The 10,673-nt window shown below is 72.8% G+C and carries 11 protein-coding genes; 7 read left to right on the top strand and 4 right to left on the bottom strand.

Going from position 1 to position 10,673, the window contains the following annotated elements; genetic code table 11:
* Together G3I40_RS26985 and G3I40_RS26980 are read left to right on the top strand one after the other, a co-directional pair.
* A partial coding sequence (locus tag G3I40_RS26985; RefSeq protein WP_164304799.1) for a methionyl-tRNA formyltransferase occupies positions 1–811 on the top strand: 811 nt, incomplete at its 5' end.
* A gap of 102 nt (positions 812–913) precedes the next feature.
* The gene (locus G3I40_RS26980; RefSeq protein WP_164304797.1) at positions 914–2,353 is read left to right on the top strand and encodes a transcription antitermination factor NusB; all 1,440 of its coding nucleotides are present in this window, start codon (positions 914–916) and stop codon (positions 2,351–2,353) included.
* A 9-nt stretch (positions 2,354–2,362) separates the two neighbouring features.
* Here the strand turns inward: G3I40_RS26980 and G3I40_RS26975 are convergent, their stop codons facing one another.
* Complete coding sequence (locus tag G3I40_RS26975) at positions 2,363–4,582, bottom strand: MMPL family transporter (RefSeq protein WP_164304795.1); 2,220 nt, start codon at positions 4,580–4,582, stop codon at positions 2,363–2,365.
* A gap of 152 nt (positions 4,583–4,734) precedes the next feature.
* On the opposite strand from G3I40_RS26975, the gene rpe reads away from it, so the two are divergent.
* The 5 genes from rpe to G3I40_RS26950 all read left to right on the top strand — a co-directional run bounded on the left by rpe (position 4,735) and on the right by G3I40_RS26950 (position 8,910).
* Positions 4,735–5,418 carry a ribulose-phosphate 3-epimerase gene (gene rpe, locus G3I40_RS26970; protein ID WP_164304793.1) on the top strand — a complete coding sequence of 228 codons (684 nt, stop codon included), beginning with the start codon at positions 4,735–4,737 and terminating at the stop codon, positions 5,416–5,418.
* A 177-nt stretch (positions 5,419–5,595) separates the two neighbouring features.
* Entirely contained in the window at positions 5,596–6,576 is a 981-nt protein-coding gene (locus tag G3I40_RS26965) for a sugar-binding domain-containing protein (protein ID WP_164304791.1), read from the top strand.
* A gap of 73 nt (positions 6,577–6,649) precedes the next feature.
* The gene (locus G3I40_RS26960) at positions 6,650–7,012 is read left to right on the top strand and encodes a ribonuclease domain-containing protein (protein WP_164304789.1); all 363 of its coding nucleotides are present in this window, start codon (positions 6,650–6,652) and stop codon (positions 7,010–7,012) included.
* Positions 7,009–7,329, top strand: coding sequence for a barstar family protein (locus G3I40_RS26955; RefSeq protein WP_164304787.1), 321 nt, complete (start codon positions 7,009–7,011; stop codon positions 7,327–7,329). The genes G3I40_RS26960 and G3I40_RS26955 overlap by 4 nt, the downstream gene beginning before the upstream one ends.
* A gap of 138 nt (positions 7,330–7,467) precedes the next feature.
* Positions 7,468–8,910 (top strand): GuaB1 family IMP dehydrogenase-related protein, encoded by a 1,443-nt coding sequence (locus G3I40_RS26950; RefSeq protein ID WP_164304785.1) that lies wholly within the window; start codon positions 7,468–7,470, stop codon positions 8,908–8,910.
* Positions 8,911–8,939: 29 nt separating this feature from the next.
* Here the strand turns inward: G3I40_RS26950 and G3I40_RS26945 are convergent, their stop codons facing one another.
* From G3I40_RS26945 to G3I40_RS26935, 3 genes are all read right to left on the bottom strand, one after another.
* The gene (locus tag G3I40_RS26945) at positions 8,940–9,293 is read right to left on the bottom strand and encodes an ATP-binding protein (RefSeq protein ID WP_239091955.1); all 354 of its coding nucleotides are present in this window, start codon (positions 9,291–9,293) and stop codon (positions 8,940–8,942) included.
* Positions 9,294–9,314: 21 nt separating this feature from the next.
* Positions 9,315–9,695 carry an STAS domain-containing protein gene (locus tag G3I40_RS26940; RefSeq protein WP_164304781.1) on the bottom strand — a complete coding sequence of 127 codons (381 nt, stop codon included), beginning with the start codon at positions 9,693–9,695 and terminating at the stop codon, positions 9,315–9,317.
* Positions 9,692–10,673, bottom strand: a 982-nt coding sequence (locus tag G3I40_RS26935) for a PP2C family protein-serine/threonine phosphatase (RefSeq protein ID WP_164304779.1), incomplete at its 5' end; no start/stop codon positions are given. The genes G3I40_RS26935 and G3I40_RS26940, both read right to left, overlap by 4 nt.

The following is a 10,673-nucleotide window of genomic DNA, read 5'->3' as shown; positions in this document are numbered from 1 at the left end:
CGGCCGCCGGCTGGTCGCGAGCCCGGTCGCCGAGCGGGCCGAGGAGGCGGGCATCGAGGTGCTCAAGCCCGCCAAGCCGCGCGACGAGGAGTTCCTCGCCCGGCTGCGCGAGATCGGTCCCGACTGCTGCCCGGTCGTCGCGTACGGGGCGCTGCTGCCCAAGACCGCGCTCGACGTGCCGACGCGCGGCTGGGTCAATCTGCACTTCTCGCTGCTGCCCGCCTGGCGCGGGGCGGCGCCCGTGCAGCACGCGGTCATGGCGGGCGACGAGATCACCGGCGCGTCCACCTTCCTCATCGAGGAGGGCCTGGACTCGGGCCCGGTGTACGGCACCGTGACGGAGGCAGTGCGGTCCACCGACACCAGCGGCGACCTATTGACCCGGCTGGCGTTCGCGGGCGCCGGACTGCTCGTCGCCACGATGGACGGGATCGAGGACGGCTCCCTGCACGCCGTCCCGCAGCCCGCCGACGGCGTCTCCCTCGCCCCGAAGATCACCGTCGAGGACGCACGGATCGACTGGGCGGCGCCCGCGCTGCGCGTCGACCGGGTGGTGCGGGGCTGCACGCCCGCCCCCGGCGCGTGGACCGAGTTCCGCGGCGAGCGCCTGAAGGTGCGCACGGCCGTGCTCGCGCCCGACCGCACCGACCTCGCGCCGGGCGAGCTGGGCGTCGGCAAGAAGAACCTGTACGTGGGCACGGGCTCGCACGCGGTGGAGCTGCTGTGGGTGCAGGCCCAGGGCAAGAAGCCGATGGCCGCGGCCGACTGGGCGCGCGGGGTGCGGATCGCCTCGGGCGAGCGCCTGGGCTGAGCCCGCGGGGGCCCGGGGGTGCGTCGGGTCGTAGGCTGGGAGGGTTCACCTCGGCGTACGACCCGTGCGTAGCGCCCGTACGACCCCACCAGCGGAGCACCTTTGAACGACCAGCCGTCCTCGTCGAACCGCCGCCCCCGTAAGCCGGGCAAGCCGTACCGCCGTCCGCAGAAGGACCCCGTGCGCATGCTCGCGTTCGAGGCGCTGCGCGCGGTCGACGAGCGGGACGCCTACGCGAACCTCGTCCTGCCGCCGCTGCTGCGCAAGGCCCGGGACAAGGGCGACTTCGACGCGCGGGACGCGGCGCTCGCGACCGAGCTCGTCTACGGGACGCTGCGCCGGCAGGGCACGTACGACGCGATCGTCGCCGCCTGTATCGACCGGCCGCTGCGCGAGGTCGACCCGCCGGTCCTCGACGTGCTCAACCTCGGGGTGCATCAGCTGCTCGGGACGCGCATCCCCACCCACGCCGCCGTGTCCGCGTCCGTGGAGCTGGCGCGGGTGGTGCTCGGCGACGGGCGCGCCAAGTTCGTCAACGCGGTGCTGCGCAAGGTGTCGGCGGACGATCTCGACGGCTGGCTGGCGAAGGTCGCGCCGTCCTACGACGAGGACCCCGAGGACCATCTCGCCGTGGTGCATTCGCATCCGCGATGGGTCGTGTCGGCGCTGTGGGACTCCCTGGGCGGGGGGCGTGCCGGGATCGAGGACCTGCTGGAGGCCGACAACGAGCGGCCCGAGGTGACGCTCGTGGCGCGGCCCGGGCGGACCACGGCCGAGGCCGTCCTCACGGAGGTCGGCGAGGAATCCGCGCTTCCCGGGCGCTGGTCCCCGTACGCCGTGCGGCTCGCGGAGGGCGGCGAGCCGGGCTCCTTCGACGTCGTGAAGTCGGGCCGCGCCGGAGTGCAGGACGAGGGGAGTCAGCTCGTCGCCCTTGCGCTCGCGAACGCGCCGATCGAGGGCTCCGACCGGAAGTGGCTGGACGGATGTGCCGGTCCCGGTGGCAAGGCCGCGATGCTGGCCGGGCTCGCGGCCGAGCGCGGGGCCGTGCTCCTCGCCTCCGAGAAGCAGCCGCACCGCGCCGGCCTCGTCGCCAAGGCGCTCGACGGGAACCCCGGGCCGTACCAGGTGATCGCCGCCGACGGCACCCGCCCGCCGTGGCTGCCCGGCACCTTCGACCGGATCCTGATGGACGTGCCCTGCACGGGACTCGGTGCCCTGCGCCGTCGCCCCGAGGCGCGCTGGCGCCGTCGCATCGAGGACCTGGAGGGGTTCGCCCCGCTCCAACGGTCCTTGCTGCGCGGGGCGCTCGAGGCCGTGCGGGTCGGCGGCGTCGTCGGGTACGCCACGTGCTCCCCGCACCTGGCCGAGACGCGGGCCGTCGTCGACGACGTGCTCAAGGGCAACGACGGCGCCGAACTCATCGACGCACGGCCCCTGTTGGAGGGTGTGCCGGCGGTCGGGGACGGCCCGGACATCCAGCTGTGGCCCCATCTGCACGGCACGGACGCGATGTACCTAGCGCTGATCCGGCGTACCGCCTGACGTCCCTCCTTAGGGCGAGTCTTCTGCGGGCGGGTCTGCCGAGGAGGCTGCGGCTTCCGAAGGGGCGCCTTCTGCGGACCTGCCTTCCGACGGCGCACCTCCCGGCTCCCGGGCCAGGGCGTGGGGCCACCACACGCGGGGTCCCACGTCCAGGAACAGGGCCGTCACCAGGACCGAGCGCACGATGAAGGTGTCCAGGAGCACGCCGAGCCCCACCGCGAAGCCGAGTTCGGCGAAGGCCACCATCGGCAGGGTGGCGAGCGCCGCGAACGTGCCCGCCAGGACCAGGCCCGCCGAGGTGATCACCGCGCCCGTCGCGGCGAGGCCCGTGACGACGCCGGGCCGCGTGCCCTGCCGCCCGGCCTCCTCACGGATACGGGTGGTCAGGAAGATGTTGTAGTCGATGCCGAGTGCCACCAGGAACACGAAGACGAACAGCGGGAAGTCCGTCGACTCGCCCGCGTAGTCGAAGAGGTGGCGGAAGGCGAGCGCGCTCACGCCGAGCGCCGCGGCGAACGACAGGACCACCGTCCCGATCAGCAGCAGCGGTGCGACCAGGGCCCGCAGCAGCAGCCCCAGGATCAGCAGCACGACCACCAGGACGAGCGGGATCACCAGCTTGTTGTCGTGGGCCGTCGCGCGGTCCATGTCGAGCAGCGTGGCCGAGCCGCCGCCCACCTTGGCGTCCGCGTCCGGCACGGCCGCCACCGCGTCGCGTACCCGCTGCACGGTGTCCCGGGCCGCCTGGCTGTCGGACGGGGCCGTGCTCGTCGCCTCGAACAGGACCCGGCCGTCGTGTTCCGGCGCGGTGCCGGGCGGTACGCCCACGCTCCGGCGCACGACACCCTCGGTCGCGGCGACGGCACGGCCCACCTGCTCGCCCTGCGCCTGGTTCGCGACGATGACGAGCGGGTCTCCGGTGCCCGCCGGGAAGTACGTCGCCGAGACCTCCTGCCCGACGATCGAGTCCGGCTTGTCCGTGAACGAGTCCGCGTTGCTGACGCCCTCGGCGCGCAGCTGCAACAGGCCGAGGGAGAGCGCCGCGAGCGCCACCGCCGTCACGCCCCAGACCAGGCGCGGCCTGCGCGCGATGCCGCGGCCGGCACGCGCCCAGACGCCCCGTTCGGTGGGTTCCGCGGAGCCCTCGTGCGGGATCACCGGCCAGAAGATCCACCGCCCGAAGATCACCAGCAGGGCCGGGAAGAGCGTCAGCATGGCGAGCAGGGCGATCGCGACACCGAGGGCGGCGACGGGGCCGAGGCCGCGCGTGGAGTTCATGTCGGCGGTCAGCAGCACCAGCATGCTGAGCACCACCGTCGCGCCGGACGCCAGCACCGCGGGGCCCGCCCGGTGCAGGGCCATCGCCATCGCCTCGTGCCGGTCCGCGTGGCGGCGCAGCTCCTCGCGGTAGCGGGCGACGAGCAGCAGGGCGTAGTCCGTCCCCGCGCCGAACACGAGGACCGTGAGGATGCCCGCGCTCTGCCCGTTCACCGTCAGGTCCGCGTGCCGGGCCAGCAGATAGATCAGCGCCTGCGCCGCGAACAGGGCCGCCACGACGCTCACCACCGGCACCAGCAACAGGGTGGGACTGCGGTAGGTGAACAGCAGGATCACGATCACGATGCCGAGCGCGGACAGCAGCAGGGTCGAGTCGATGCCCTCGAAGGCCTCGGAGAAGTCCGCCGACGTCCCGGCGGGGCCGGTGACGTGGATCTGCAGCCCGTCGGCCGACGTACCGGTGCGGTCGCGGACGGAGTCCACCGCGGGCCCGATCCGTTCCCAGCCCTTCGCGTCCATGGTCACCGGGACGGAGACCTGCGCCGCGGACGGCCGCACCTTCTTGTCGAAGACCGGGCCGGCGGCCTCCGTGCCGCGCAGTCCGTGGTCGCGCAGCTGCTTGAGCTCGCCCACGTCCTCGGCGATCCGGCTCCGGTCCGCCGCGGTGAGGCCGCCCTCGCGCGCGTAGACCACGATCGCGGGCAGGGTCTCCGGCCTGAAGTCACCGGAGAGGTCGAGGACTTGGGTCGACTCGGCCGAGCCGGGCAGCCAGGACTGGGCGTCGTTGTCCTGCGCGTCCGTGAGCTTCTGAGCCAGCGGCGCCGCACCCACCAGGATCACCAGCCACAGGAGCAGCACCAGCCACTTGCTGCGCCGCCCGCACACCAGCCACGCCGCATGGCGCCGCGGCGCCGCTGTCCTGCTCTCGGCATCGGTGTGTACGTCCGCCATGGCGCCCCCCGCTGCGTCGTGCGCGGTCCCCCAGGCCCGAGGCCTGCTGTGGGCGGCCCACAATGGCATGGCAGGGCACGGCTCGGCATCGGTATCGCCCGCTGGTCCGGACCGAGGCGGGCAACGGGCCGCGGGCATGGCAGGCTTGGGGCATGGCTCAGATCAACCCCAGCATCCTGTCCGCGGACTTCGCCCGCCTCGCCGACGAGGCCAGGGCCGTCGAAGGCGCCGACTGGCTGCATGTCGACGTCATGGACAACCACTTCGTCCCGAACCTCACTCTGGGGGTTCCGGTCGTAGAGTCCCTGGCGCGGGCGACGGACACCCCGCTGGACTGCCATCTGATGATCGAGGACCCCGATCGGTGGGCGCCGCAGTACATCGAAGCGGGGGCCGGCTCCGTCACCTTCCACGCCGAGGCGGCCGCGGCCCCGGTCCGCCTGGCCCGTGAGATCCGGGCCAAGGGCGCCCGCGCCTCGATGGCCCTCAAACCGGCCACCCCGATCGAGCCGTACGAGGACCTCCTCCCCGAGCTCGACATGCTCCTGATCATGACGGTGGAGCCGGGCTTCGGCGGGCAGGCGTTCCTCGACATCATGCTGCCGAAGATCCGCCGTACCAGGGAGCTCATCGCCAAGCACGGCCTCGAACTCTGGCTCCAGGTCGACGGCGGCGTCTCCGCGGCGACGATCGAGCGGTGCGCCGAGGCCGGGGCGGACGTCTTCGTCGCCGGATCGGCCGTATACGGGGCGAAGGACCCGGCAGAAGCGGTACGTGCATTGCGCACCCAGGCAGACGGCGCAACGTCTTCGGCCGCCTGGGCATGCGACCACTGAGCCACGGAAACGTGAACGCCGTCCATCGGGGCTGATCAAGCCCGCCGGATCTGCAAGGATGAACGGCGTATCCAGGTTGTGAACGCAGTGAGTCGCGCAGTGTCGTGCTCAGTCGTGCAGTAGAGAAGTGAGGAGAACGCCGTGTCCGCATCATCGGCGGGTCGGTCAGCCCTGCGGATGGGACCCGCTGAGCTGGTGCAGGCGGCGGCCATGGCCCGTCGCTTCTACCTGGAGGGCAAGTCCAAGATCCAGATCGCCGAGGAGTTCGGCGTCAGCCGCTTCAAGGTGGCCCGGGTCCTGGAGACCGCCCTGGAGCGAGATCTCGTCCGCATCGAGATCCGGGTCCCCGCCGAGCTGGACGCCGAGCGCTCCGACGCCCTGCGCGCCCGCTACGGGCTACGGCACGCGGTCGTCGTCGAGTCGCCCGCCGAGGCGGAGGAGTCGCCCGACCCGGAGAACCTCGGCGAGGTCGCCGCGGACCTGCTGGGTGAGCTCGTCACCGAGGGCGACGTCCTCGGCCTCGCCTGGGGCCGCTCCACCATCCACATGGCCGCTGCCCTCGACCGGCTCCCGCCGTGCACCGTCGTGCAGCTGACGGGCGTGTACGACGCCGGGACCGCCGAGCGCGGATCGGTGGAGGCCGTGCGGCGCGCCGCACAGGTCTCCGGCGGCGACGCCCACCCCATCTACGCGCCCATGCTGCTGCCCGACGCCGCCACCGCGAGCGCGCTGCGCAACCAGACCGGGATCGCGCGCGCCTTCGAGTACTTCGACAAGGTCACCGTGGCCTGTGTGTCGATCGGCTCGTGGGAGCCCGGCATCTCGACCGTGCACGACATGCTCAGCGACGAGGAGCGCGCGCACTACGCGTCCCTCGGTGTCGCCGCCGAGATGTCCGCGCACCTCTTCGACGCCCAGGGGCGACGGGTCGGGCGGGACCTGGGCGAGCGCTGCATCACCGTCGAGGCGGACCGCCTGCGGCGGATACCGGAGGTCGTGGCCATCGCCGGTGGGCAGCGCAAGGCTGCCGCCATCGATGCGGTGCTGCGGTCGGGGCTCGTGACCAGCCTGGTCACCGACACGGCCGCGGCCGATTTCCTGCTGACGGCCGGGCCCGCGCCGAAGCCCGCGCTGCAGCGGGCCGACCCGGACGACTGAGCGACGTAGGGACCGAGGCCCCCGGGCCCGCTCCACGATCGCCCGACGGGCGCGACGGTGGCAGCATCGGAGCATGATGCTGCGGCTTCTGCGTCCCGTCCTGCTGTGCCTCGCGCTCCTGCTCGTCGGATGCTCCGCCTCCGACGGACCGGCCGACGGCATGGCCACGGTGCAGGCCTCCCGGCTGCCCGCGGAGGCGCGGCGCACCCTGGAGCTCATCGACGCGGGCGGCCCGTTCCCGTACGAGAAGGACGGCAGTGTCTTCGGGAACTTCGAGGGCGAGCTGCCGAAGGAGAAGCGCGGCTACTACCGGGAGTACACCGTGCGCACGCCCGGTGCGCGTGACCGGGGCGCCCGGCGCATCGTCACCGGGCGCGGCGGGGAGACGTACTACACCGATGACCACTACGAGTCGTTCGAGGCGGTGCTGCGATGAGCGGGCTGAACGGCCTTCCCGTGTCCCCGGCCGACTGGACCGTGCGCGTCCTCGACCTCGACGGGGTCGAGGACAAGGCCGCGTTCATGGACCGCTGCGCCACCGCCCTCGCCCTCCCCGCGTGGTTCGGGCGCAACTGGGACGCGCTCGCCGACGCCCTGGGCGACCCGGGGCAGCTGCCCGCCGCCGAGGGCGCGCCGGTTCTCGTGGTCCGCGGCTGGGACCGGTTCGAGGAGCGGCAGCCGGCGCAGTGGGAGATCGCCCGGGAGGTGTTCGCCCAGGCGTCCGCCGTCACGGTGCTGCTGGCTCTCGGATGATCACCCAAGCAGGGCCTCTGACCTTGGGACGTTCGGCCCGGAGACGGAAACGACGGGCGCGTGGGAAAATGAGGTACGTGCTTTGTGCTCCGGCGGCACTCTTCCGGGGCCCCCTTCTACCGACTGGGATGTCCGCACGTGCGTTTCCTCAATGACATCAAGCCCGCGTACGACCTGACGTACGACGACGTCTTCATGGTGCCGAGCCGGAGCGCCGTCGGCTCCCGTCAGGCCGTGGACCTCTCGTCGCCGGACGGCACGGGCACCACGATCCCGCTGGTCGTCGCCAACATGACCGCGATCGCCGGGCGCCGCATGGCGGAGACGCTGGCCCGCCGCGGCGGGCTCGTCGTCATTCCCCAGGACATCCCGATCGAGGTCGTCACCGAGGTCATCTCCTGGGTGAAGACGCGCCACCTGGTGCTCGACACCCCGATCGTCCTCGCACCGACGCAGACCGTCGCCGACGCCCTGGCGCTGCTGCCCAAGCGCGCGCACAACGCCGGTGTGGTCGTGGACGACGAGCAGCGGCCCGTCGGCGTCGTCACCGACCAGGACCTGACCGGCGTCGACCGCTTCACGCAGCTGTCCGAGGTCATGGCACGCGACCTGGTGCTGCTCGACGCGGACATCGACCCGCGCGACGCCTTCAACAAGCTCGACGGCGCCAACCGCCGCTACGCCCCGGCCGTGGACAAGGACGGCAAGCTGGCCGGCATCCTCACCCGCACCGGCGCCCTGCGCGCCACGCTCTACACCCCGGCCACGGACGCGAACGGCAAGCTGCGCATCGCCGCTGCCGTCGGCATCAACGGCGACGTGGCGGGCAAGGCCAAGCAGCTGCTCGACGCGGGCGTCGACACCCTCGTCATCGACACGGCCCACGGCCACCAGGAGTCGATGATCAGCGCCATCAGGACGGTGCGCGCCCTCGACCCGCAGGTGCCGATCGTGGCGGGCAACATCGTCGCCGCCGAAGGCGTGAAGGACCTCATCGAGGCGGGCGCCGACATCATCAAGGTCGGCGTCGGTCCCGGCGCCATGTGCACGACCCGGATGATGACCGGCGTCGGCCGGCCGCAGTTCTCCGCCGTGATGGAGTGCGCCGCGGAGGCGAAGAAGTACGGCAAGCACGTGTGGGCCGACGGCGGCGTCCGGCACCCGCGCGACGTGGCCATGGCCCTGGCGGCCGGTGCGTCGAACGTGATGATCGGCTCGTGGTTCGCCGGGACGTACGAGTCCCCGGGCGACCTGCAGCACGACGCCAAGGGCCGCGCGTACAAGGAGTCCTTCGGCATGGCCTCGGCCCGCGCCGTGAAGAACCGGACCTCCGACGAGTCCGCGTACGACCGCGCCCGCAAGGCGCTCTTCGAGGAGGGCATCTCCACCTCGCGGATGTTCCTCGACCCGCAGCGTCCGGGCGTCGAGGACCTGATCGACTCGATCATCGCGGGCGTCCGTTCCTCCTGCACCTACGCCGGTGCCAACTCGCTCGCCGAGTTCGAGGAGAAGGCCGTCGTCGGCATCCAGTCGGCCGCCGGTTACGCCGAGGGCAAGCCGCTGCACGCCAGCTGGAGCTAGTACCTCACGAGGTCATGAGGCGGTGTGGGTCACGCGGTCGGCGCGGCCCACGCCGCCTCGATGCGTTTGCCGTCCGGCGCCGGATGGACCACGAGGCGCTGCGCGAGGCGTTCCACCATGTGCCAGCCGAACCCGCCGCCGCCCCCCATGTCGGGGGTGCGGGGCACCGGGGCGCGCGGGTCGGCGTCCTCCACGGAGACGGCCAGGCCGAGCGCGTCGGCCGTCAGTCGCAGCCGGCCCAGGGCGCCGGTGTGCCGGGCCGCGTTCGTGACCAGCTCCGAGACCACGAGCAGCACGGCGTCGGCGTCGGCCCACGGGCAGTGCTCGGCGAGAAACCGGGCGGCGCTCTGCCGCGCCTGAGCCCCCGTCAGAGGACCGTTCATCACGATCTCCATGCGCTCCGGCTACCCCGCTGTCGGATCTTCACCGCTCTCGGTCCCGGCCGATGTGCCGGGAACGAGGACCGTGTCGAGGCCGGTGATCCTGAAGATCCGCTCGACGACCGGGGAGAGGCGGCGCACGGCCAGCTCCGCGCCCCGGTCCTGGAGTGCGGTGCGGGCCCGCAGCAGCGCGTTGATGCCGCCCGAGTCGAAGAACCGTACGCCCGACAGGTCGAGGGTGACCGTGGCGCCGGGCGGCACGTCGAGCTCGCCCACCGAGGTGAGGAGCCGCGGTGCGGTCTCGTAGTCGAGGTCGCCGGCGAGCGTGATGAGCGGGCTGCTCGCGTCGCCGGTCGTGGCCAGGGAGAGCGGGTCACCGGATATGGGCGCGTCCGGCTGTGTCATCGGCTTCTCCGTACGGTCAGGGCGAGCGTGTCGTCCGGGTGGAGGATCACGGTGTGCATCTCCTTGGCGAGGGCGCCGGGGATCTCTTCGGTGGGGCGGTGCCGGTGGCGCACGGCGGCCGCGGTGAGCCGGCGCTCGCCCTCGTAGGGGTCACGGCGGCTCTCGGTCAGGCCGTCGGTGTAGAGCACGAGCAGATCGCCGGGGGCGAGCCTGTCGTGCCACAGTCCTTCACTGCCCGCCAGGGGGTAGCCGATGCCCCGGCCGCGCACTTCGAGGAAGCGGGCCGAGCCGTCCTCGCTCACCAGCAGGGGCGGCGGATGGCTGCCGTTGGCGACGGTGAAGTGGCCCGAGTCCGGGTCGAGCCGGGCGAGCTGGACGGTGGCCATCAGCTCCCGGTCGTAGGGCAGCAGGATCTCGTCGGTGCGGGCGACGACCGTCTCCAGGGGGTGGCCCTCCAGGGTGAGGGTGCGTACGGCGTGCGTCACGTTCAGGGCGCTGCGCGTGCTGGGCAGGCCGTGCCCGAGGGCGTCGACGACCGTGATGTGGACGGTGCCGTCCGGCAGTTGGAACCAGTCGTAGAGGTCGCCGCCGGTCGGGGCGTCGGTGCCCGCCGGGGCGTAGTGGATGCCCAGTTCGAGGCCGTCCACCTTCATCGGGGCCGGGCGCAGCGCGTCCTCCAGCTCGCGCAGCATCTGGCCGTGGGCGCGGCGCAGTTGCTCGTCGCGCTCCTCCAACTGCACGTACAGGGCGAGGACTCCGCTGTTGGTCTCGTCCAGTTCGTGCGTGAGGTTGCGCCGGTCGGCCTCCAGGGCCTCGGCGCGGGCGACCGCGGCGTGCAGCTCCTCCTCCAGCAACTGCTCCGTGGAACGCGCTCCCGCGGCTCCGGGCAGGGGCGCCCGCGCGGGCAGGGGCACCCGCCACACGGTCGCGTCCGCCTCGCGCTGCCCGGGCAGTGGCAGCCGCTCCGCGAGGGCCTGC

This window comes from Streptomyces sp. SID14478 (assembly GCF_010548525.1).
Taxonomy (GTDB): Bacteria; Actinomycetota; Actinomycetes; order Streptomycetales; family Streptomycetaceae; genus Streptomyces.
Note: the sequence above shows the minus strand (reverse complement) of the source record. Positions and strands in the feature narration are given on the sequence as shown.